25 protein-coding genes are annotated in these 21,089 nt (G+C 38.2%); 8 read left to right on the forward strand and 17 right to left on the reverse strand.

The features are described 5' to 3' along the window. Positions 1-31 precede the first annotated feature (31 nt). Together HNP36_RS16185 and HNP36_RS16190 are read left to right on the forward strand one after the other, a co-directional pair. On the forward strand, positions 32-1,186 hold the full coding sequence (locus tag HNP36_RS16185) for a hypothetical protein (protein ID WP_184166824.1): 1,155 nt from the start codon (positions 32-34) through the stop codon (positions 1,184-1,186). Positions 1,187-1,309: 123 nt separating this feature from the next. Then, positions 1,310-2,335: an LLM class flavin-dependent oxidoreductase gene (locus HNP36_RS16190; RefSeq protein ID WP_184166827.1), complete on the forward strand. Its 1,026-nt coding sequence runs from the start codon at positions 1,310-1,312 to the stop codon at positions 2,333-2,335. 47 nt (positions 2,336-2,382) lie between these two features. On the opposite strand, the gene HNP36_RS16195 is transcribed toward HNP36_RS16190, so the two are convergent. The 5 genes from HNP36_RS16195 to HNP36_RS16215 all read right to left on the reverse strand — a co-directional run bounded on the left by HNP36_RS16195 (position 2,383) and on the right by HNP36_RS16215 (position 6,442). Further along, positions 2,383-2,883, reverse strand: a complete 501-nt coding sequence (locus HNP36_RS16195; RefSeq protein ID WP_184166830.1) for a hypothetical protein — start codon at positions 2,881-2,883, stop codon at positions 2,383-2,385. A 98-nt stretch (positions 2,884-2,981) separates the two neighbouring features. Further along, positions 2,982-3,623 (reverse strand): hypothetical protein, encoded by a 642-nt coding sequence (locus tag HNP36_RS16200; RefSeq protein ID WP_184166832.1) that lies wholly within the window; start codon positions 3,621-3,623, stop codon positions 2,982-2,984. Positions 3,624-3,744: 121 nt separating this feature from the next. Further along, positions 3,745-4,476, reverse strand: a complete 732-nt coding sequence (locus tag HNP36_RS16205; protein WP_194304157.1) for an intradiol ring-cleavage dioxygenase — start codon at positions 4,474-4,476, stop codon at positions 3,745-3,747. A gap of 197 nt (positions 4,477-4,673) precedes the next feature. Beyond that, entirely contained in the window at positions 4,674-5,348 is a 675-nt protein-coding gene (locus HNP36_RS16210; protein WP_184166835.1) for a LytR/AlgR family response regulator transcription factor, read from the reverse strand. Between the two features lie 2 nt (positions 5,349-5,350). Next, a complete protein-coding gene (locus tag HNP36_RS16215; protein ID WP_184166838.1) occupies positions 5,351-6,442 on the reverse strand; it encodes a sensor histidine kinase in 1,092 nt (363 codons plus the stop codon). A 162-nt stretch (positions 6,443-6,604) separates the two neighbouring features. Between HNP36_RS16215 and HNP36_RS16220 the strand changes: the two genes are divergently transcribed. Both HNP36_RS16220 and HNP36_RS16225 read left to right on the forward strand, forming a co-directional pair. Beyond that, the gene (locus tag HNP36_RS16220) at positions 6,605-6,856 is read left to right on the forward strand and encodes a VF530 family DNA-binding protein (protein WP_184166841.1); all 252 of its coding nucleotides are present in this window, start codon (positions 6,605-6,607) and stop codon (positions 6,854-6,856) included. A 101-nt stretch (positions 6,857-6,957) separates the two neighbouring features. Then, positions 6,958-7,458, forward strand: coding sequence for a peptidylprolyl isomerase (locus HNP36_RS16225; RefSeq protein ID WP_184166844.1), 501 nt, complete (start codon positions 6,958-6,960; stop codon positions 7,456-7,458). A 35-nt stretch (positions 7,459-7,493) separates the two neighbouring features. Here the strand turns inward: HNP36_RS16225 and HNP36_RS16230 are convergent, their stop codons facing one another. Continuing rightward, positions 7,494-7,871 (reverse strand): YchJ family protein, encoded by a 378-nt coding sequence (locus tag HNP36_RS16230; RefSeq protein WP_184166847.1) that lies wholly within the window; start codon positions 7,869-7,871, stop codon positions 7,494-7,496. A gap of 201 nt (positions 7,872-8,072) precedes the next feature. Beyond that, positions 8,073-10,214 carry a M3 family metallopeptidase gene (locus tag HNP36_RS16235; protein WP_184166850.1) on the reverse strand — a complete coding sequence of 714 codons (2,142 nt, stop codon included), beginning with the start codon at positions 10,212-10,214 and terminating at the stop codon, positions 8,073-8,075. Between the two features lie 59 nt (positions 10,215-10,273). Between HNP36_RS16235 and HNP36_RS16240 the strand changes: the two genes are divergently transcribed. Beyond that, positions 10,274-11,101: a head GIN domain-containing protein gene (locus HNP36_RS16240; protein WP_184166853.1), complete on the forward strand. Its 828-nt coding sequence runs from the start codon at positions 10,274-10,276 to the stop codon at positions 11,099-11,101. A gap of 1 nt (position 11,102) precedes the next feature. Here the strand turns inward: HNP36_RS16240 and HNP36_RS16245 are convergent, their stop codons facing one another. From HNP36_RS16245 to HNP36_RS16265, 5 genes are all read right to left on the reverse strand, one after another. After that, positions 11,103-12,989 (reverse strand): monovalent cation:proton antiporter-2 (CPA2) family protein, encoded by a 1,887-nt coding sequence (locus HNP36_RS16245; RefSeq protein ID WP_184166856.1) that lies wholly within the window; start codon positions 12,987-12,989, stop codon positions 11,103-11,105. A gap of 3 nt (positions 12,990-12,992) precedes the next feature. Further along, on the reverse strand, positions 12,993-13,514 hold the full coding sequence (locus HNP36_RS16250; RefSeq protein ID WP_184166859.1) for an NAD(P)H-dependent oxidoreductase: 522 nt from the start codon (positions 13,512-13,514) through the stop codon (positions 12,993-12,995). Positions 13,515-13,703: 189 nt separating this feature from the next. Next, positions 13,704-14,516 (reverse strand): TPM domain-containing protein, encoded by an 813-nt coding sequence (locus tag HNP36_RS16255; RefSeq protein WP_184166862.1) that lies wholly within the window; start codon positions 14,514-14,516, stop codon positions 13,704-13,706. Further along, positions 14,497-14,925, reverse strand: a complete 429-nt coding sequence (locus HNP36_RS16260; RefSeq protein ID WP_184166866.1) for a TPM domain-containing protein — start codon at positions 14,923-14,925, stop codon at positions 14,497-14,499. Before HNP36_RS16260 ends, HNP36_RS16255 begins: the two co-directional genes overlap by 20 nt. Continuing rightward, complete coding sequence (locus HNP36_RS16265; RefSeq protein ID WP_048508801.1) at positions 14,925-15,530, reverse strand: LemA family protein; 606 nt, start codon at positions 15,528-15,530, stop codon at positions 14,925-14,927. The genes HNP36_RS16260 and HNP36_RS16265 overlap by 1 nt, the downstream gene beginning before the upstream one ends. A 74-nt stretch (positions 15,531-15,604) precedes the next feature. Between HNP36_RS16265 and HNP36_RS16270 the strand changes: the two genes are divergently transcribed. Next, entirely contained in the window at positions 15,605-16,099 is a 495-nt protein-coding gene (locus HNP36_RS16270; RefSeq protein ID WP_184166870.1) for a dihydrofolate reductase, read from the forward strand. A gap of 74 nt (positions 16,100-16,173) precedes the next feature. After that, positions 16,174-16,743, forward strand: coding sequence for a DUF2892 domain-containing protein (locus HNP36_RS16275; protein WP_184166873.1), 570 nt, complete (start codon positions 16,174-16,176; stop codon positions 16,741-16,743). 64 nt (positions 16,744-16,807) lie between these two features. Here the strand turns inward: HNP36_RS16275 and HNP36_RS16280 are convergent, their stop codons facing one another. From HNP36_RS16280 to HNP36_RS16300, 5 genes are read right to left on the reverse strand one after another with little or no spacing between them, the layout of a single operon-like run. After that, positions 16,808-17,440 carry a trimeric intracellular cation channel family protein gene (locus tag HNP36_RS16280; RefSeq protein ID WP_184166876.1) on the reverse strand — a complete coding sequence of 211 codons (633 nt, stop codon included), beginning with the start codon at positions 17,438-17,440 and terminating at the stop codon, positions 16,808-16,810. 49 nt (positions 17,441-17,489) lie between these two features. Continuing rightward, entirely contained in the window at positions 17,490-17,843 is a 354-nt protein-coding gene (locus HNP36_RS16285; protein ID WP_184166879.1) for a four helix bundle protein, read from the reverse strand. A 35-nt stretch (positions 17,844-17,878) separates the two neighbouring features. After that, positions 17,879-18,343, reverse strand: coding sequence for a pantetheine-phosphate adenylyltransferase (coaD, locus tag HNP36_RS16290; protein ID WP_027373487.1), 465 nt, complete (start codon positions 18,341-18,343; stop codon positions 17,879-17,881). Between the two features lie 3 nt (positions 18,344-18,346). Beyond that, on the reverse strand, positions 18,347-18,802 hold the full coding sequence (locus tag HNP36_RS16295) for a hypothetical protein (RefSeq protein WP_184166882.1): 456 nt from the start codon (positions 18,800-18,802) through the stop codon (positions 18,347-18,349). Positions 18,803-18,805: 3 nt separating this feature from the next. Further along, positions 18,806-19,789, reverse strand: coding sequence for a D-alanine--D-alanine ligase (locus HNP36_RS16300; protein WP_184166885.1), 984 nt, complete (start codon positions 19,787-19,789; stop codon positions 18,806-18,808). A 155-nt stretch (positions 19,790-19,944) separates the two neighbouring features. On the opposite strand from HNP36_RS16300, the gene HNP36_RS16305 reads away from it, so the two are divergent. Continuing rightward, a complete protein-coding gene (locus HNP36_RS16305) occupies positions 19,945-21,048 on the forward strand; it encodes a PASTA domain-containing protein (protein WP_184166888.1) in 1,104 nt (367 codons plus the stop codon). Positions 21,049-21,089 lie beyond the last annotated feature (41 nt).

The raw sequence follows: 21,089 nt of genomic DNA on the forward strand, positions 1-21,089 counted from the left end.
TTATTGATAATAACATTGAAATGTAAATAATATGAAAAAGTATTTATTCTCTGTAGTATTATCAATCTTTTTTGGTATTACAACATATGCTCAGGTAGGCATTAATACTAATGTTCCTAATCCAAAATCCGTATTGGATATACTGTCTAAAAATAACAATACAGGAGTATTGTTTCCCAGGCTAACAACAGCACAGAGAGATGCCATATCACCTGGTACAGATCCTGCTGTAGGTGGATTATGGATTTATAATACAGACAATAAATGCTACGAATTCTGGAATTTAACCAAATGGGTCTCTTTATGTGAAGAAGACACCGATATCCCGCCACTTTCCGGTGTGAAATTATTATCCTACGAACAGGATGCCACATTTACCTTTGCCACACCCGTATTTACAGATTTCTTTAATTCCTTTGATAATTTCGGGCCTTTTCCCTCGTCTACCATTCAGACGGACGGCTCTTCATTGGTTCCGGAAAAAAGACCCTATACAGATTTTGCAAGTCTTAATTTCCAGGACTATAATATTATAGGAGTTTCTTATCGTCCAGGTCTTGATCTGAGCGCTGCCGAAATAACAGCTCTGGTAACCTTTGCCAATACTCCGGGGAAGCATCTTTATTTTTTTACCGAAGGATTTACACAGGCAGGAAAACTCTCGCTGCTTACCCAGCTTATCGGTGATATTACCCTCACAGCTTCCGATATTGTTGCCAGTGTAGGTTCTAATGGAGATTCCAATGCAGCTGCACCATGCTTTTATATAACTACTGATCCGCTTAACGCTTCTTTTATAACCGGTCCATTCGGAACATTGCAGGCAGGGCTGCACAGGTTTGTGGATCATGCTGCTTCATCTAATTCATTTTCCTATGCTAAATTAAGTACCAGTGCCAATGTGCAGATTATAGCTGCCGATGGTTTGGTGGGAGGATTGCCTCAGGCCACTTCAAAAGTAGGTGCATTCAAAATAAAAAATAAAAATGTTTTCGTATTTGCTGATGGAGCTCCTTTTTTTGGAGGAACCAATAACAGCGGTCCGGCATGTATGACAGCCTCTTCAGTAGGCGGAACAAGAGGAAGAAAACCTCTGAAATGTGATCCTGTTTCTTCAAACGGTAACAATTCGGGCGTAGGAATCTTCATGGCTAATGTCATAGCATGGTCTTTGAAAAACTTATAACATCAATTTTGCATTCCTGTCCTGGTTAAAAAGTAAAAGAAAGAGTCGTTGTTTCATTCTTAACATTCATCAATGTTTTTGGTTTTTCTGATCCGTAATTTTGTTCATCTAAAATTTAAAAATATGGAATTAGGAATAGGAATGTTTGGTGATCTGGCTTTTGATCAGGCAACCGGAAAATATAGAGATGCGGGAGTTAAGATCCGCGAAATACTGGATCAGGTAAAATTAATGGATGAGGTAGGAATTGATGTTTTTGCAATGGGAGAGCATCACCGTCCGGATTATGCGGTTTCATCACCGGAAATAGTGTTGGCCGCTGCGGCAAGCATCACCAGGAATATAAAGCTGGCAAGCGGGGTAACGGTTTTAAGTTCTTCAGAACCTGTAAAAGTATATGAAGACTTTTCAACGTTAGACCTGATCTCGGACGGAAGAGCAGAAATATTCGTCGGAAGGGGAAGCTTTATAGAATCGTTTCCACTTTACGGTTATTCATTAAATGACTACGAAGAACTTTTCGATGAAAAACTGGAACTGCTTTTAAAGATCAATTCTGAGGAAAACGTAACCTGGTCGGGAAAACTTCGTGCACCTATGAAGGATCAGACTGTTTATCCAAGAGCAAAAAATGACGGAAAACTGTCAATCTGGAGAGCTGTAGGAGGAACACCGCAATCTGTTTTAAGTGCAGCAAAACTGGGAATGCCTTTAGTGGTAGCCATCATTGGCGGAATGCCCGTACAGTTTAAAGATCTGGTAGAATTTTACAAACAGGAATATCAGAAAGCAGGGCATAATGTAGCTGAAATGCAGATTGCTATTCATTCTCACACATTTGTAAGTGATGATCAGGCTGTTGCAGACGGATATTTCAATAATTACAAATCCCAGATGGACAGGATAGGGGCTTCAAGGGGCTGGGCTCCTTACACCAAAATGCAGTATGATGGCGGAAGAAGCAGGGAAGGTGCTTTATTCATCGGAAGCCCGGCAGAAGTTGCAGACAAGATTGCCTATATGAAAGAGATTTTTGGGATCACAAGATTTGTCGGGCATATGGATGTTGGTGATCCGGCTCATAATGTCATGATGAAATCTATTGAATTGTTCGGTGAAAAAGTAAAACCGGTCATTCAAAGTCTATAAAATAAGCCCTCTGTTGAATTGCTCAGCGGAGGGTTTTTATATTAAACTTACAAAGGGCTGTAATAAGTTATTGCCACTTGTGGATGAAATGCAAGCATGAAAGTTTCAAAGCTGTTTCCTTCTGTGGTTCCACGGCTCAAAAGATATCTGCCGTCAATAATATCAATCAGAAAAAGTTCAGGAGTGTAAAAGGTAAGTCCAATCTTATGCTTTGAAGGATCTTCCGTATGAGAACTCACCAGATCCAGCTTGAAATTTTCAAAAGGAAAAAATGTATTTCCCAGAACATCAGGTAAACTTCTGATGACACCGTGAAGTTGGGAAACATAATTGGCCGCAGCAGAACTCAGCAGAAAAGGAATTTTTTCCGCATGTGGATTTTTAGCTAAAAGTTCCCAGTAGTTTTTTACAGGATTTTCCTGATCATCAAAAACCTGATGCTGGATCTTATATTCAAAATAGGTGTCTTCAAAGACGTACTGATCCCAGGGAATTGAAGAATTCCGGTCTATCACAATACGGAAGGCAAGTTTTATTTTAGCTTTCATGTTCCTGAATTTTTAATAAAAAGGGCAGTTTTCAATATCTGCCCTGAATACAAAATGATATGAAAAAAGTATCTGACATTTATTCAATAATAGTTATATCAAACTTCCAGAAGAATCAGAAGTGCATTTTCACTTAAGGCTTCAAATTCCAGGATTTCAACCTCTTGAAGAAAGATAGCGTCTCTGTTTTCCATTAACCTGTTTTGAAATTCAAAAGCCCCGTTAATCACCATTCCGAATATAGCTCTTTCTTTTTTCTGAAGAATATATTCCTGCTCTTTTCTCCCATTATAAAGACCTGCAAAATTGGGATACCCAAGATTTTCCGAGATCTGAAGCAAAGCATTTCGCTCATTGAATTCCAGATCTTCTACAGAGAAAGAATTTTCAGCACTGTTATTTTTTAATTCAAGAATCAGTATGTCGGTTTTTTCATCCCTGAGATTGTTTTTAAAACTCAGTGTTCCATTTTCGTTAGTCAGCCGCGTAAGAATCTGGCCTGCTGTAAAAGGTTCTGTAAAGCCACTGATCAGAGTTTCGCCATAGAGAACCATTACCAGGATGCTGCTGTTCTTTTGATAGTAAAATTGGCCGTCTCCATTTTCATCCAGTACAATTTCGGATACCTTTCTTAACGCAGTTTCATTGGCCATGTTTATGGTATGGGTAAAACATGATCTTTCTCTTTTCCATACAGACAGGTCGGATTTAAAAATTCTTGAAGGACTTTGAACTAACATGACAATTTATTTCAGGATTAATAGTCCGCACAGCACAGATATCTGCTTTTGATATAACACTTCATATATATGGAATCTTCCGTGATCTGTGCGTGTGCGGAATGATAATAATTAATGGTTCTCAGGCTGAAACCTTTATGGTATGGGTCAGGGCGAAACCTCCGCTTACACTTCCCGAAATACTGGACATTTCGTTGGAGGTTCCGTCACTGAACACGTTATCATTCGCATTATAGGTATATCCGGTCAGGCTTTTGTAGCCTGCGCTTTCTGCTACCAGGGCTACTGCGCTGCCACTTCCCTCAGGAAAAGCAATTTGGGTAACCAGAAGTGACTGTCCGGAAGCACTGTAAATATGTACATGGATATGAGTGGCTCTTCCATTGTACCAACCCGGAAAAATAGAAGTGAAATTCACCTGCCCGTTGGAATCTGTGGTTTGTCTTCCTCTTAAAAAGTGTACAGACGTATAATTGGTCGTTTGCATTCCCGTTCCACCATATTCGGAATAGTTGCCCTCCTTGTCACAATGCCAGATGTCAACCAATACTCCCTGAAGATTGGCACAGGCCGCGTTAACATTTTGAATGGTAAGGGTAATGGTAAAAGGAACACCGGTTCTATCGCTTACAATATTACTCTGTACAAGACTTGAAGGTGTTTTGGTAGGAAAAGGTCCCTCGGTTTCAGAATTGGTTACAGAGCAACCTGTAGAAGAACCTGAAGAATCCGTGGTGGATGAGGTAATCACATCATCATCACTTGAACAATGGATTAAAATAGGTGCTGCAACTGCCGTTACTCCTGCTAAACCCAGGCTTTTCAAAAAGTCTTTTCTGTTGATTGTTTTCATAATACGTGCTTTTAGGGTTAATAATCAGAAGACAATAGATATAAATCTTTAATTTCTTAATCCAAATGTATTTTGAAAATAAACGTCACTGAAATTTATGAGGTAAACGGGTGAAATGTGTCGGTTAATGCCCTGTTTTTAAGAAACGTTAAGAATATTTCTAACGGAAAATGAAGGGCTGAGCCTGGGAGAAAGAGTCATTTATTGACGATAGCCATCACCATATCCTTATAAGTATCACCGATGGGAATAACAAAATCACCGATATGAATATTACGGTTCACAACGGTTTTTATACTGCTGACAGGTACAATATAGGAACGGTGGACCCTGATGAAATCCTTCTCGGAAAGTTTCTCCATAATATTTTTCATTGAAGAGCGGGCTGTGATTTTGGGAAGATCTTTCAAATGAATCTGGATATAGTCATCCAGACCTTCAATCAGAACAATATCATTGAAATTGATTTTGTGGAGTTTGTAATCCGCACGGATAGAAAGATAGGCTACATCATCAGTTGCTGCGTTTACTTTTACTTTTTCAACAGCCGTTTTAAATCTTTCAAAAGAAAAAGGTTTCAACAGATAATCTACAGCATTAATGCTGAAGGCATCTACGGCATATTCTGAATAGGCGGTTGTAAAAATAACTTTGGTATGCTGGGAAATGTTTTTATAAAAGTCCATTCCGTTTTTTGCCGGCATTTCAATATCCAGAAAGATGAGGTCAACAGGGAACTTATTAAGGTACTTTTGGGCATCACTCTGTATATTGAAGATCTTTTCCAGAGAAAGATTTTCAATTTTTTCTGCATAATTCTCGATGATCTTCAGGGCAAGAATTTCGTCGTCCAAAGCAATGGCTCTTATCATATTCAGCTTAAATCAATTTTTAAATTAACATCAAAACTTTTCCCGTCATTACGGATATCCAGGCTATGTTTTTCAGGATATACCTGTTTAAGATGCTCAACCGTATTCTTCATTCCAATCTTCAAGCTGTTGTCTCCGGCAGTATTCCGGCTGACAATATGATTAAAGATATGAAAATCTAAAGTCTTTTCCTTTACTGTAATTTTAATAGATATTTTCGAATTTTCTTCTGCATTAAAACCATATTTAAAGGCATTTTCAATAAAATTAACCAAAATAAAAGGAGCAATCTGAAGATTTTCCGTATTTCCTTCTTCCGCATAAGTAAAATCAAGACTGTTGTCTGTTCTGATCAACTGCAGGGCTATATAATCTTTTAAATATTCTATTTCCCTGTTCAGCTCAACGAAATCTTTACTGCTTTCCTGAACTACATACCGCATCACATTGGAAAGCTTTAAAATCCCATTCGGGGTATCATCTGATTTCATCAGCGCCAATGAATACACAGAATTGAGAATATTGAATAAAAAATGAGGCTGAAGCTGATATTTTAAATTTAATAATTCAGCCCTGGCTTTTGACCTTTCCAGTTCTTTTTTCTCCATATTCCGGTAAATGAAAAGCGAAGACAAAAAAGAAAACAAAAAGGGAAGTGCCGAGGCAAATATCATCTGGTAATAGGAACCGTCATTTCGGGGAACCGGATTTCTATTTGGAGGCATATCACCTCTCGGAGAAGGCATATTGCTATCCGGCAAAGCTCCCATTTCAGGAGGCCCCATTCTCATTGAAGAAGGTTCTGAAATAAAAATATTCTGGGAAGTTAAATAATAAGGAAGGAAAACCATAATTCCAAAACTCAGTATGATGCAGAAAGCAAAGATTCCATATTTTTTTCTGCCATACAATTTCGGAAGAAAAATATTGAGATTGATATAAAAGAAAATAATGACCAGAACAAAACGGATAAATTCCCGCTGAAAGGGCGAAACCCTGAAAACAGAAAGCGTCCCGTCAAAATCCGGTGAAGAAACTACAGGAATAGTAAGCAACAAAGGAATAAGAATGATATGTGGCCAGAGTTTTTTCAAATGAGAAATATTTTGCTGTTCAAATGTAATTAAAAGCAAACAAATAATCTTTTAAAATAATGCCAATTGAATGTGCTGTTTTCCGGTAAAGAACTAATTGTAGCTGAAAAAGGAAATTTTCATATCAACTTATAATATTCTAATTTTACAAAAAAAATAACAATGCAGGAACCGTCCAAAGATCCATTACACGGTAAAAGACTCGATGCTATTCTTGAAGAGCTGGTAGAATACTATGAAGGTTTTGAGAAGCTCGGGGAGCAGATTAATATAAAGTGTTTTACAGATAACCCAAGCATCAGTTCCTCCCTGAAATTTCTGCGAAAAACCCCGTGGGCAAGAACAAAAGTGGAAAGCCTGTATCTGTTTGTTCTGAGACAGAAAAAACGGGACGAAAAAAAGCCTGGAAAGTAGGATATTGCTTTAAGATTATTCTTTTTGAACTTTCTTAAACAATCAAAAAGAGTATATTTGTGCTGTTAATCGTGAAGAAAATCACGAAAAAAATAAAAAATATGACAATTGAAAACAACCATGTTGTAGCTGTAAAGTACATACTGCATACCATCGAAGAAGATGGAAGTAAAGTTCTTGTAGAAGAAACAACAGCAGAAAATCCACTTACATTTTTGTATGGTGTGGGAATGATGATTCCAAAATTTGAACAAAATATCCTTGGTTTGAAAGCAGGTGATAAAGCAGCTTTTGTAATTCAGCCTGAAGAAGCTTATGGTGAAAAACAGCCTGATGCCATTGCTCAATTACCAATTGATATGTTCAAAGAATCCGGAACTCCGCCTATTGGAGCCATTTTGCCTTTGTCTGATAATCAGGGGAATAATTTCCAGGCATTTGTAATAGAGGTAACGGCAGAAGCTGTAATCGTAGACCTTAACCATCCAATGGCTGGAAAAGTTTTGGATTTCCAGGTGGAAATTTTAAATACACGTCCGGCAACGGAAGAGGAATTATCCCATGGCCATGCTCATGGAATTGATGGAACAGATGCTCACTAAAATATAAATGTCCGATTTTCTCGGACATTTTTTATTTATTCCAAAAATTCCCCGCTTACATAAAACCAGCGGTTTTGAATCATTTTGAATTTTGATAATTCATGATGAATGTGTTGATGACCTTCCTCATCAGTATAGAAGGCTTTAAATTCAATCTTGCTCACAGAAGGCTTATCTATAATTTCCAGTTTTGTCCACCTATTAATTTCACCCCATTCCTGAAGATCTTTTCTATTATGAAACTGTCTTTTAGCCGGAGATGTGGTTTCCATTAAATACTCTCCATTCGGAATCGCAAATGCAGAAAACCGGGAACGCATTAAAGCTTCAGCGGAAGGAGCATGTTTTTCTCCGGTGTGGTAAGGCTTGCAGCATTCTTCATAAGATTTTCCCGAACAGCATGGACAGTTCATATTTTAAATTTTTATTGAACACAAAAATAAAGATTTTTATCCATGAAATCTTAGTCCGACACATAAAAGGCTATGTTAGAACTTCTACGTTTTTATTTAATAGAAATGGGCTTTAGCCCATTTGATCAAACAAAACCATTTCATCGGCTTTAGCCAAAACTTATAAAAAAGAAGCACCCTTTCGAATGCTTCCTGTAAAATTTATTTTATAAAACCTCTGTTTCTCAATAAAGGCTTGATATCCGGATCATGTCCTGTAAAATCTCTGAATGCCTGATTAAGATCTACGGAATTTCCTACAGAAAGAATATATTTTCTGAAACGGTCTCCATTTTCTCTTGTAAGCCCTCCATTATTTTTGATCCACTCCCATGCATCATTGTCAAGGGTTTCAGACCATAAATAAGCATAATACCCTGCAGAATATCCTCCGCCCCAGATGTGGGCAAAATAAGGGGTGTGGTATCTTGGCGGTACTGTTGCTAAAGTAAATCCATGATTGGATAATGATTGTTTTTCGAAGTCCAGGACAGGGATCAGCTGGCTTTCATTCGTCACTGTATGCCAGTCCATATCGAGAGCGGCGGCAGAAACAAGTTCTGTAGTCATATATCCCTGATTGAAAGTAGCTGCTTTTTTAATTTTTTCCACTAAAGTTTGAGGGATAGGCTGCTTTGTTTCATAGTGGATGGCATAATTTTTCAGAACCACAGGATCTAATGCCCAGTGTTCATTGATTTGAGAAGGGAATTCTACAAAGTCTCTCGGAACGCTTGTTCCTGAAAGTGAAGGATACTTTTGGCTTGCAAACATTCCGTGGATAGAATGCCCGAATTCATGGAACATGGTAGAAACATCATCATAACTGATCAGAGAAGGTTTTCCCGGAGCCGGTTTCTGGTAATTATAGCAGTTTACGATTACCGGTTTTGTTCCTAAAAGATAAGACTGCTCTACAAAGTTGCTCATCCATGCACCCCCGTTTTTAGAATCTCTTGTGTAGAAATCCAGATAATAAATGGCAATAGATTTTCCGTCGTGGTCAAAAACCTCGTAAGTTACCACGTCAGGGTGATAAACCGGAAGATCAGTTCTCTTTTTGAAAGTGAGCCCATAGAATTTTTCAGCGGCATAGAAAACTCCTTTTTCCAGAACAGTAGTCACCTCAAAATATGGTTTGATCTGGTTTTCATCAAGGTCATATTTGGCTTTTCTTACCTGTTCTGCATAGAAGTTCCAGTCCCACGGTTCTACCTTGAAGCCTCCTTTCTGCTGGTCGATGAGGTCCTGGATATCTTTGGCTTCACGTCTTGCCGTTTCTACAGCAGGAGTGGCAATCTGGTTCATTAATTTGGTTGCTGCTTCAGGCGTTTTAGCCATCTGGTCCTGAAGTTTCCATTCGGCAAAGCTTTTCTTGCCAAGAATCTGAGCTTTTTTAAGTCTTAATTTGGCTAATTTTTCAATCGTTTCACGGGTATCGTTTCCATCACCTTTTTCAGCTCTCAGCCATGATGCTTTGAACAGTTTTTCTCTTGTTGCCCTGTTCTTCAAATTCTGAAGAAGAGGTTGCTGAGTTGTATTTTGAAGGGCGAGAAGATATTTTCCCGGTTGTCCTGCGGTTTTAGCATCAGTTGCTGCAGCTTCGATTTCATCGGCGGAAAGTCCGTCCAGTTCCTTTGCATCAGAGAAAAATACACCTCCCTGTTTTCTCGCTTCAAGCAATTTGTTGGCATACTGTGTAGAAAGTGAGGCAAGTTCCTGGTTGATCTGCTTAAGTTTTTCTTTGTCTGCAGCAGAAAGATTAGCCCCTGCAATTTCAAAATTCTGTTTGTAATATTGTACAAGTTTTTTACTTTCAGCATCTAAACCGTCTTCTTTGATGGCCTTGATTCTTTTGTATAAATTTTCATTCAGGTACATTTTATCAGAATGTGCTGCGAAAACAGGAGCATATTCCTCATCCAAAGCCTGAAGGGTAGGATTTGTATTTGCACTTGTAAGATTGGAAAATACAATAGTGGCTCTTTTTAGAACTTCGCCGCTTTTTTCCAAAGCAACAATTGTGTTTTCAAAAGTAGGAGCTTCCGGATTGTTGGCGATTTTTAAAATCTCAGCATCGTGCTGTTTAAGTCCGAAATCGAAAGCAGGTTTGAAATGTTCATTTTTAATTTTATCAAATTCCGGAGCCTCATACTGAAGCTTGCTTTTCTTCATAAAAGGGTTCGAAGATAAGGATGGATCGGTAACAGGAGCCTCCTGTTGAATATCGGTTTTCTTCATTGTAGTACAAGATTGGTTAAGTGCCAGCGCAGAAATTAACAATACCGATGAAATATTTTTCATAAATTAGTTGTTATTAAAGTATAAAGATAATTAAAACTTAATTTATAAAAGCAGTAAACATGAAATCAACAACCCTTTTTATATTTTCAGCCTTCGCACTGATAACCTCATGCAATGAAAATCATAATAGAAGAAACAACGAGAATAATAACAGTCATAGCGACTGGGCAGATAAAGTAATTGACAAAGAAAGCGGCCCGGTAAAAGAGAAAACCTTTAATGGAGATTTTGATGAAATTGAAGTTTCCCAGGCTATAAGTGCTGAAATAATTAAATCTGAAACTGAAAAAGTGGTCATTTCTGCACCGGAAAACATTATCAATGAAATTCTTGTGGACAATAGCGGAGGAAAACTTCATATCCATTATAAAAGTGGGATCAGGGTTATGAATAATCATCATGTGAAGGCCCGGATCTATACCAAAGATTTCACAAAACTTATTGCCAATTCTGCGGCGAGCATCAGTATCAAAGATAAATTTACACAGGATAAGATGGGTATTGAAATATCGAGTGCTTCAAGTGTTTCCGGGGATCTGGAAGCGAACGATTTTGATATTTCGGCGGACAGCAGCAGCAGTTTCAGCGGAAAAGTATGGGCCGTAGATCTTGATGTTGATGCTTCTTCTGCAGCCAGTATTGATATTTCCGGAAAAACGAAGAATGCAGACATCACTTCTTCATCTGCTGCCAGTATTTCTGCAAAAGAAGTTGTTGCAGATAACGTAAAGGCTGAAGCTTCCAGTGGTGCAAGTGTTCAGATCAGTGCTGCATGGTCAGTTAATGCAGAAGCTTCGTCCGGAGGAAGTGTAGATATTTCTAAAAGAGGAGAGCTTAAAAATGTAACCAAGCAGGAAAGCAGCGGTGGAAGTGTAAGTATTCAATAAACTAATGTGAAGTTTCCTCATCATTTTCTTCATCCACTGATGAGGATCCTTCCCAATTCCTGTTATCAAAATTAAGATTGTCATAGGCTAACAATTCCTCCTCTCGCTGGAGGATTTCTTTTGTAGTAAACAGAAGTATCTCATCATCTTCTTTCGCCTTAGCCAGCCTTCTGATCGATGCTTTATCTATAGCCATAAACCTTTGTCCCAGGCGCCTTGCCGCATATTTTCTCATTCCGGTTTCATGAAGGACATCTACAGCCATATCTACGGCAGTTCCTAATGTTTCGCGGTAAATATTTTCAATACCGTTGTTGAGGTAATTGTAAGCATCAATCCTGTTTTTAGCTCTTACGAAAATCCGTACTTTCGGATAATGCTCTCTTACCAGGTCGGCAATAAATTTATTATCGTCTGAATCATCAAGACAGAGCACCAGAATTTCTGCGTCTTCAATTCCTGCAGCCCTTAAAATGGGAATTCTTGTAGCATCTCCGTAATATACTTTAAAACCATAGCTTCTCAACAGTTTTACACGATCAGAATCCCGGTCCAGAACCGTTGCCGAAATTTTGTTTGCCTTTAAAAGACGTCCTACCGTACTCCCAAAATGTCCGAAACCAACAATAATGATCTTTTTCTGGCTTATAGTATTGTCTAGAATACTGAAATCATTATCTGAATCAGGGATTTCTTGAATAAACTTGGGCGTAATGAACTTGTCATTGATGATCAGAAGAATAGGTGTAATACACATTGTAATTGCCGTAACAGCCATCATCTGCGCGTTGAGTTCCGGACTCAGAAGATAAAGATCCGATGCATAGTTGATCAAAACAAATGCAAACTCTCCAACCTGGGAAAGGGCAAATGCATAAAACAAACTCTGCGGAGTATCAATCCTGAAGAACTTTCCGATAGCATACAGAACAACAAATTTAACAGCTAATACTGCAAAAACAGTAGAAAAAATAAACAGAGGATCCTGCTGAATAATATTAAAATTGATTGTAGAGCCTACGCTTACAAAAAATACCGCTAATAATAATCCTTTAAACGGATTGATCTGCGCTTCCAGCTCATGCCGGAATTCACTGTTAGCAAGCATTACCCCCGCAAGGAAAGCTCCCAGCGCGGGCGAAAGTCCTATAGCTACCATCAGTTCAGAAACTCCAATCACTAAAAATAATGAGGAAGCTGTAAGCAATTCCGTCATGCCTGACTTTGAAACGTATCTTAAAAAAGGAACAAACACATATCTTCCCAAAAGAATCAGGATGGCTACCCCTAAAATCACCGTACCCGCCTGCAGCCATTGTGGAAGTTTCTGGATCAGTATCTGTATATCATTATTATGATGGCTTGCTTTATAGTTGGCAATGACCGGAAGAATGGCCAGAATAGGAATCACGGCAATATCCTGAAACAGAAGAGTAGAGAAGGAAGCTTCTCCGGCCATAGTTTTAAAATTATTTTTTTCCTGAAGCGTTTGGAGCACAATGGCAGTAGAAGAAAGTGCAAAGCACATCGCAATAGCAATGGCTTTATCAATTCTCCACCCGGCAATGATGAAAACCAGGAAGAGAAGTGAAATAGAAAGGAGCATCTGTGTAAGACCAAGACCCACGATCTTCTTCCGCATTTCCCAGAATTTTCTGGGTTCAAGTTCCAGCCCTACTAAGAAAAGAAGCATAATCACCCCAAATTCACTGGCATGCATAATGTCGTTAACATCTTTTCCGGTAAGCCTCAGAACATATGGGCCAATAATGATGCCTCCCAGAATATACCCGATTACAGAACTTAGTCCCAATTTTCTGGCCAGCGGAACCATAATAATGGCCACACCTAAGAAAATTAACGTATTCATCGCTAAACTGGACTCCATATATTATTGATTGAGTAGTTCTGTAAATTCTTTCTTATGTAAAATAATGTCTTTTTTGCTTAGTTTATTGGCTTCGTAAACGATTTTAATGTGTTTGATATTAGCTTTAAAAACCTGTAAAGAAACAATAAGTCCACTGATCAGTTCCTCTACAGTATATTGATAAGTTCCGTTTTTATTAAATGATCTTTCTTTTCCACCTGTTGTTATGAGGATATAGACCTCCTTTCCTTCTAATGGGTTGCTTTCCCCTTCCTTCAGCCAGTCTCTATCGAAGACTTCGTCAATCCATAATCTTAGCAATGGTGGTATTCCAAACCATATTAATGGGAACTGGAAAATAAAACGGTCGTAGTTTTTTAATCTTTTTCTTTCCCTGAAGGCGGCAATGTGAAAATCGGGATATTCTTCGTAAAGATCCCTGAGGGTATAATGCTGGTGGCGGACATAGAAATTCATGAGCTCCACATTTGAGTTTGAGTGCTCTAAATAAGGATGTGCAAAAACTACCAGCGTCTTCTTCATAAGCCTGTTTTCAGTAAATATAATGAAAAAATAATGAATAAAAAACGGATTTTATGAGGTTTTATTAATTTTTTAATATATAAAATTAATATAACATTGAAATAAAGCAAAGAAGCGACTTAATTTTAATGTATTACATAAAAAAATCGGGCAATCAGCCCGATTATATTGAATGTTCGTTATATTCTATTACCATCCTCCGGAAGCACCACCGCCTCCAAAGCTGCCTCCACCACCGAAACCGCCAAATCCTCCGCCACCACCGGAACTTCCGCCACCAAAACCGCCTCCTCCGAAGCTGCCCGGGAATGGAAAGAATCCACCGGGATAATTTCTGCGTCCTCTTCTGGTGATGATCACATCATCGTCATCATTATTGCCGCCGCCACGTCCTCCGCCTCTGTTACCAAAAATAATGGCCAGCAGAATGAAGATAACAAAAGCAATGATCAGGATTTTAAACGCACTTCCATTACCGGAAGGTGCTGTATCTTCTACAGGTTTGAATTTTCCCTGAACAGCCTCCATAATTGCTGAGGTACCACGATTGATCCCTTCATACCATTGCCCCTGCCTGAAATTGGGAGTAACAATATAATCAAGAATCTGTCCTGAAACAGAAGCCGTGAGATACTGTTCAACAGCTCTTCCCTGTTGGATAGACATTGTATGGTCTTCTGTAGCAATCAGGAAAACAACACCATTGTCAACTCCTTTTTTTCCGATTTTCCATTGTTCACCGAACATGGTTGCCAGGAAATTAACGTCTTCCCCTTTTGTAGAAGGAATAATAATTACCTCAATTTCTGTGGAAGTAGAGTCCGCAAATTTGATGAGCTTATTGTTCAGTTCATCTTTTTCCTGTTGGGTGAGCAGCCCTGCCTGATCAAACACAGGGTACAGGACCGCCGGTTTTTGCGGAATAGTGTACTGTGCAGATACAAAAGTGTAAAAGCAGAGAAGTATAAATGAAAATACTATTTTAAGAGAACGTAATTTCATTGGAGAGCTGGTTGGGATTTTCTCCTTCAACAGGAAAATATTTTTTTAATTCAAGGCCGGTTTCCAGAATGCCGCTTTTTAAGGCTTTATAATAGTTTCCTTTGGCAAATTCAGCAGCGATGTAGTCGTGCAGGTGATCCCAATACGACTGGTGTACTTTCTCGTGAATCCCGATATCGCCGATAATGGTGAGATATTTCTGTTCGAAATTCACATGGAAAAGCACAGCATTCCTGTCGGCAGTTTTATTCATGCAGAGTTCCTTGAAAACTTCAAATGCAGTTTGTGCGTTTTCAGCTTCTGTGTTCGAGTCAATATGTACCCGGATCTCGCCTGTAGAATGTTGTTCTGCCGACTGTATGGTTTCCACAAGGGAATCAATTTGCTGATTTGTCAGAAAACGGTTCATTATTTAAATACTTCTGGAGCTTTTTCAGCACCGGCTTCAGCTTTGAAGAAAGGTTTTTCTTTAAAGTTGGTAAAATTGGCCAGAATATTATTCGGGAAGGTCTTGATCGTTGTATTATAATCTTTGGCAGCATCGTTATAATAAACCGTTTCGGTTCTGATGCTGTTTTCAATTGCTGTATACTCTCTCTGGAAGTTGATATACTGCTGGTCAGCTTTCAGGTTCGGATAAGATTCCACTACAGCCATTAACCTGCTTAACGCTCCGGATAATTCACCCTGTGCAGCCTGGAATTTAGCCAGATCAGCTTCCGTCATATTCGTTGGGTCAATGTTGATAGAAGTAGCTTTAGAGCGTGCTTCAACAACTTTTGTCAATGTTTCCTGTTCAAACTTTGAATACGATTTAACCGTATTTTCAAGATTAGGAATAAGATTGGCCCTTTTCTGATAAACAGTTTCTATATTAGACCATTTGGAGTTGACGTTCTGTTCTTTCGAAACAAAATTGTTATACCCGTTTTTCCCCCAGAAGAATATTACACCTACAATAATAAGCAGAGCAATACCGATAGTTCCTGCACTTAGGCAGCCTTTATTTTTCATAGTTTATTTTTTTAAATTTTTTTGTGCTAACCAAATATACAAATTATGTGCTAATTTTGTAAAAAATTATTAGAATGACAACAATAGTGGTGGCAATGGGAGAGAAGAACGGGATTGGTTTTGAAAATAAACTGCTGTGGCATCTTCCTAAAGACCTGAAACACTTTAAAGATATTACTTCCGGACATCCGGTAATTATGGGAAGAAAAACCTATGAAAGTATAGGAAAACCACTGCCTAACCGTACCAATATTGTTATTTCCAGGAAAAAAGACTGGTTTGAAGAAGGAATTCTGATTGTAGGAAGCATTAAGGAAGCGGTGAAGTTTGCTAAAAAAATTGATGAAAATGTATTCATTATCGGGGGTGGAAATATTTATGAACAGACCATGGAAATTGTTGATAAACTTGAAGTTACTCTGGTGAAAGCTGATCTTGAGGCAGATACATTCTTTCCGAAGATTGATTTGAAAATCTGGAAAAAAACGGAAGAAACCTGCCATGAAAAAGATGAAAAAAATCAATACGATTTTTGTTTTCAGACATTTGAGAGGATTGAGAATAAATAGTTGTGAAATTCTAACTTCTAATTTCTAGCTTCTGACCTCTAAATTTTCTATCTTTGCACTCTTAAAATTGAACAATGAATAAGTACATAAAAATTGTAATTGCAGCAGTTCTTATCCTTTCAGGGCTTTATATGATGATTTTCACAAGAAGCCTGGGCTGGGGAGTCGTGGTTTTCCTTCTTGCGGCACTGCCTATTTTACTGTTCTTCAAAAATGAATATATCCTTCTTGCCTTCTGGCAGTTGAGAAAGCAGAATATGGAAAAAGCAGCGGAATGGCTGAAAGGAATTACGAATTACCAGTCGCAGCTGCATAAATCCCAGTATGGATATTTCCATTATCTGCTGGGGTTAACACAGGCTCAGGAACATCCTGCAAAAGTGGAGCCTTTAATGAAAAAAGCTTTGGAATACGGATTGAATATGAAGCACGACAGAGCAATGGCCACACTGAACCTTGCAGCAGCAGCCATTTCCAAAGGAAGAAAACAGGAAGGGCAGAAACTTCTTGAAGAGGCAAAAAGACTGGACAGTGCAGGAATGATGACAGACCAGATCAAAATGATGAAAGATCAGCTGAAAATGCCTTCCATGCAGAAACACATGCACAATCCGAATATGAGACAGAGAGGAAAATTCTTCTAAGAAAATATACGATACGAAAAAAGCACCTGATTCAGGTGCTTTTTTATTTTATTAAAGTAAATTATTACATCTCGGAATTTTGATCATAGCCGTAGAATTTAGGCATCTGCCATTGATATTTTACAGCCAGGGTTCTGATAGCAACAATCAGTAAAATGGTAAAGATCTGTATAAATGTATAGGAAAGCGGAATGAATTTCGTCATCAGAAGAAATGCAGAACCTCCGACAATACATGCCGTAGCATAAATTTCTTTCCTGAAAATCAGGGGAATCCGGTTCAGGAGAATATCCCGTATGATTCCTCCGAAACATCCGGTGATCGTACCCAGTGCTACACAGATCAGTGGATGGATATTGGCATTCAGGCCTTTCTGAACTCCGATAATGGTAAATAATCCAAGCCCGAAGCTGTCAAAAATAAACAGGGTTACCTTGAAATTCTTTTCGATAGATTTAAAAATCATCGCAAATATGCTTGTTCCCAGAATTAATGCACAGGTTAGCAGATCGTGCATCCAGAATACAGGAATGTCCAATAGAAGATCCCTTACAGTTCCTCCGCCTACAGAAGTAACGAAAGCAATAATAAGTACCCCGAACGGATCAAGACGTTTCTGCATTGCTGCAAAACTCCCCGACATCGCAAAGGAAACGGTTCCGAGTACTTCTATAGCAAAATTGAACTGTTCGTGCATAATTTATGAGTAATAGGTGATGGGCAATGAGTAATAAAAATTATGCCATTTAAAGTTGGGATAATCTAAATTTATATTTGGTCATAACCTTTACGAGCTCTTCACATTCTGATTTTAAAAATACCATTTTTTCAGAACTTAGGTAATTTAGTTCTTCAATGATTTCGAGCCAAAGTTGAGTTTCATCAATTTCTTCTACAACAATACAGATTTTTGCAAATTTTTCTTTTTCTGATCTTGCTCTTGAAACAGCTCTGTAATTGGCTGCAACTGATGTAGCGGATCTTATGATTTGTTTTCTGATGATGGAAATATCATCAGAATAAGGTAATGAAGATAATGACCTAATTATAAGGATGGAAAAGTTCTTAGTTCTTTCCCGAAAAACCTGGTTGTAATCCATATTGCCCAAATTACTCATTACCGATTACTCATTGCTTATCGTTCTACTCTTACGGAGTCTGGTACCAGCAGTTCATATTCTCCTCCGTGATTGATGATCTCTCTTACAATGCTGCTGCTGATGAAAGACTTTCCGGATGAGGTTAACAGGAATACTGTTTCCAGCTTCTTATGGGCCAGAGTCCGGTTGGTATGGGCAATGGCTTTTTCGAATTCAAAATCGGCAGGATTTCTTAATCCTCTGATGATGTACTGTGCATTTTTTTCAAAGCAGTAATCTACCGTTAATCCTTCAAAATAGTCAACTTCCACATTGGGGAATTCGGCGACGGAGTTTTGAATGAATTCCATTCTTTTTTCCAGAGGAAACATGTACTTTTTCTGGGAATTCTGCCCAATTGCGATAATCAGTTTGTCGAAAAGCGGTGCCGCTCTTTCTATAATATCATAATGTCCCAAGGTAATAGGATCAAAAGATCCGGGGAAAACAGCAATTTTCATATTCTAGTTGTTTTCGTTTGATTTTTCGTAAAACAGCTCTAAATTTTTGATATTTAGGCTGCAGTTATTATTTAGAACCTGATTGGAAGAAAGATTCAGAATCAAATCATTTCTTCCTATTATTTTTGAATTTTTATAAAGCTTTTTAATGGGATGGAACGTGATGGTGCTTTCAAAATTTCCATTTTCATTTTTTTTAATAATTCCGGAAAATAATGTTGTATTGTCCAGAGAAATAATCTCAAAATAGTTTGGAGCCGTTTCATTATTAATGACTACATCGTTTTTTTTGACATAGTTAAAGCATTTTTTTTCATTCAGATAAATGGCATCCGTTGAAAAATTAATACTTTTCGGTTCCATACCACTTTTGGAAACGCCTAAATCAATCATTTTTGTATAGTTCTGGGGCAATGCAAAAAAAGGAATTAATAATAAAACAGAAAATAATTTTGCCATTCCTTACTTATTAAGTGCTTTTTCTACTTCGTTTCCGCAAAGATCCGTGATGGATATTCCATAATGTCTTGCCTGTTGAGGAAGAATGCTGGCAGGGGAGAATCCCGGGTTGGTATTCATTTCAAGCATATAAGGAATGCCGTCCATAAGGATGAATTCACTTCTTGAAAAACCACTCATACCCAGTGAGTTGTAAGCTCTTTTTGAAATTTCTTCCACCCTGATTCTGGTAGCATCATCAATTCTTGCCGGGGTAATTTCTTCTGAAGCTCCTTCATATTTGGCCTCATAATCAAAAAATTCATTGGTAGGAACAATTTCTGTGATTCCCAAAACGATGGTTTCTCCTTTGAAATCTATTACACCTACGGAAACTTCCATTCCGTCCAGGAAACTTTCGATCAGGATTTCATCATCTTCTTTGAAGGCTATTTCTGTAGCGGCAATTAACCCGGATTTATCCTTCACTTTTGAAATTCCCAGAGATGATCCGGATTGGTTGGGCTTAACGAAAACCGGAAGACCCAGGCTTTCAACGATTTCGTCTGTATTGATAGCTTCTCCTTTTCTTAAATAAATGCTTTTGGCAGAAGGAATTCCGTATTTTGACAATACTGCGAGTGTATCTTTTTTATTGAAAGTAAGAGCGCTCTGATAGAAATCACAGCCTGTATATTTCTGTCCGATAGCATCCCAGTAAGCCTGAAGAATTCCGTTTTCACCCGGAGTTCCGTGGATAATGTTGAAACAGGCATCAAATTTCAGCTTTTCATTATTATCTAATGTCACTGAAAAATCACCGCGGTTGATTTCATGTTTTTTATCGTTTTCACCTAAAAAATACCACTCATCTTTAAGGATAACCACCTTGTATACATCATATAGATTTCTGTCCAGAGAATCGTAGATCAACTGGCCGCTTTTTAAGGAAACCACATATTCGTCCGAATAGCCTCCCATAACAACGGCAACACTTTTTTTGCTCATAACCATTATAGTATCAATTAAGGCAAATTTAATCATTTTATGTAATGCAATAAGGGAAATTCAGAAATTTTAAAATTGAAAATGAATTGTGTTAAATAAAAGCACATTTAAAATTATTAGCTATATTTGCCGTTATAATTAAAGTATTTTTAAGTATGCTTAAATCACTTTTCAATTGGAAAGTTTTACTGAATTTAGTAGTCGCCATCGGTATTTTTGTGGGGTTGGTGTGGGTTACTTTCCGTTGGTTGGAATATCATACCAATCATGGTCAGGAAATTCCTGTACCCAATGTTATTAATAAATCGGTCTATGATGCCGTAAAAATATTAGAGGATACCGGGCTGGAATATGAAGTAGACAGTGCCGAGTATAATCCTAAATATAAGCCTTTCCAGGTTTTAAAGATGCACCCTTTATCCAGTTCACGGGTGAAACCGGGATCATTGGTAAGAATTGTGGTGAATCCAAGAACATGGGCGCCTATTACCGTTCCTGACGTAATCAATAAATATTCGGGGCTGGCATTCCAGAGACTGGATCAGGTGGGGCTTAAAATTGGTGATACCATCTATGAACCGAGTATTCAGAAAGATGCTCTTTTAAGAGTATTGTATAAAGGTAATGCTGTTAATCCGGGATCACGCCTTCCGAGATTCTCTATAATTGATGTTGTGGTGGGATCCGGACCTATGAGAAATATTTCAATTCCTAACGTGGTAGGGCTTTCGGTGAAAGAAGCCAGAGCTGTTATCGCAAAAAACCTGTTTGAAGTAGGTCTTATAGAACATGAAGATGGAAGCAAAGATGAATCTGATATCATTTATTATCAGGATCCGGCTTCAGGAGACGTAAGAGATCAGGGAATGCAGATTGACCTTTGGGCAAGTAAAAGAACACCTGCTGAGCTTAGAGCTAAAGTAGAACAGCTGAACTCAATTTACCGTATGAAAGTAGATACTTCACTTCCTCCGGTGCATTATGATGAAGTTCCTACCAGCCGCCCGGAACCAAGCTATGATCCGCCTGCAGCAGCACCTGTACCAAAAAAAGAAGTTCCTAAACATGAACCAGCTAAAACAGAACCTGCCAAGACAACTAACGCAGCTACTGGAACTAAACCTGCCGGAACTGTAACAGAAAAACCTAAAACTGCAACAACAAATAATCAGAGTTCAGGAAATAAGCCTGCAACACCTGCGAGTACAACACAGCAGCCAGCTCAAAAGCCAAAAGCTAAAAAAGTAGTAGTAGAATAATAACGGTTTATGATATAAAATATAGGCTTCAACTGCAAAAT

Source organism: Chryseobacterium shigense (assembly GCF_014207845.1).
GTDB lineage: Bacteria > Bacteroidota > Bacteroidia > Flavobacteriales > Weeksellaceae > Chryseobacterium > Chryseobacterium shigense_A.

What these genes read in the sequence shown, in the direction of transcription:
- HNP36_RS16185 (WP_184166824.1), top strand. Translation starts at nt 32, where the DNA reads ATGAAAAAGTATTTATTCTCTGTAGTATTATCAATCTTTTTTGGTATT.
- HNP36_RS16190 (WP_184166827.1), top strand. Translation starts at nt 1,310, where the DNA reads ATGGAATTAGGAATAGGAATGTTTGGTGATCTGGCTTTTGATCAGGCA.
- HNP36_RS16195 (WP_184166830.1), bottom strand. Translation starts at nt 2,883, where the DNA reads ATGAAAGCTAAAATAAAACTTGCCTTCCGTATTGTGATAGACCGGAAT.
- HNP36_RS16200 (WP_184166832.1), bottom strand. Translation starts at nt 3,623, where the DNA reads ATGTTAGTTCAAAGTCCTTCAAGAATTTTTAAATCCGACCTGTCTGTA.
- HNP36_RS16205 (WP_194304157.1), bottom strand. Translation starts at nt 4,476, where the DNA reads ATGAAAACAATCAACAGAAAAGACTTTTTGAAAAGCCTGGGTTTAGCA.
- HNP36_RS16210 (WP_184166835.1), bottom strand. Translation starts at nt 5,348, where the DNA reads ATGATAAGAGCCATTGCTTTGGACGACGAAATTCTTGCCCTGAAGATC.
- HNP36_RS16220 (WP_184166841.1), top strand. Translation starts at nt 6,605, where the DNA reads ATGCAGGAACCGTCCAAAGATCCATTACACGGTAAAAGACTCGATGCT.
- HNP36_RS16225 (WP_184166844.1), top strand. Translation starts at nt 6,958, where the DNA reads ATGACAATTGAAAACAACCATGTTGTAGCTGTAAAGTACATACTGCAT.
- HNP36_RS16230 (WP_184166847.1), bottom strand. Translation starts at nt 7,871, where the DNA reads ATGAACTGTCCATGCTGTTCGGGAAAATCTTATGAAGAATGCTGCAAG.
- HNP36_RS16235 (WP_184166850.1), bottom strand. Translation starts at nt 10,214, where the DNA reads ATGAAAAATATTTCATCGGTATTGTTAATTTCTGCGCTGGCACTTAAC.
- HNP36_RS16240 (WP_184166853.1), top strand. Translation starts at nt 10,274, where the DNA reads ATGAAATCAACAACCCTTTTTATATTTTCAGCCTTCGCACTGATAACC.
- HNP36_RS16245 (WP_184166856.1), bottom strand. Translation starts at nt 12,989, where the DNA reads ATGGAGTCCAGTTTAGCGATGAATACGTTAATTTTCTTAGGTGTGGCC.
- HNP36_RS16250 (WP_184166859.1), bottom strand. Translation starts at nt 13,514, where the DNA reads ATGAAGAAGACGCTGGTAGTTTTTGCACATCCTTATTTAGAGCACTCA.
- HNP36_RS16255 (WP_184166862.1), bottom strand. Translation starts at nt 14,516, where the DNA reads ATGAAATTACGTTCTCTTAAAATAGTATTTTCATTTATACTTCTCTGC.
- HNP36_RS16260 (WP_184166866.1), bottom strand. Translation starts at nt 14,925, where the DNA reads ATGAACCGTTTTCTGACAAATCAGCAAATTGATTCCCTTGTGGAAACC.
- HNP36_RS16265 (WP_048508801.1), bottom strand. Translation starts at nt 15,530, where the DNA reads ATGAAAAATAAAGGCTGCCTAAGTGCAGGAACTATCGGTATTGCTCTG.
- HNP36_RS16270 (WP_184166870.1), top strand. Translation starts at nt 15,605, where the DNA reads ATGACAACAATAGTGGTGGCAATGGGAGAGAAGAACGGGATTGGTTTT.
- HNP36_RS16275 (WP_184166873.1), top strand. Translation starts at nt 16,174, where the DNA reads ATGAATAAGTACATAAAAATTGTAATTGCAGCAGTTCTTATCCTTTCA.
- HNP36_RS16280 (WP_184166876.1), bottom strand. Translation starts at nt 17,440, where the DNA reads ATGCACGAACAGTTCAATTTTGCTATAGAAGTACTCGGAACCGTTTCC.
- HNP36_RS16285 (WP_184166879.1), bottom strand. Translation starts at nt 17,843, where the DNA reads ATGGATTACAACCAGGTTTTTCGGGAAAGAACTAAGAACTTTTCCATC.
- coaD (WP_027373487.1), bottom strand. Translation starts at nt 18,343, where the DNA reads ATGAAAATTGCTGTTTTCCCCGGATCTTTTGATCCTATTACCTTGGGA.
- HNP36_RS16295 (WP_184166882.1), bottom strand. Translation starts at nt 18,802, where the DNA reads ATGGCAAAATTATTTTCTGTTTTATTATTAATTCCTTTTTTTGCATTG.
- HNP36_RS16300 (WP_184166885.1), bottom strand. Translation starts at nt 19,789, where the DNA reads ATGAGCAAAAAAAGTGTTGCCGTTGTTATGGGAGGCTATTCGGACGAA.
- HNP36_RS16305 (WP_184166888.1), top strand. Translation starts at nt 19,945, where the DNA reads ATGCTTAAATCACTTTTCAATTGGAAAGTTTTACTGAATTTAGTAGTC.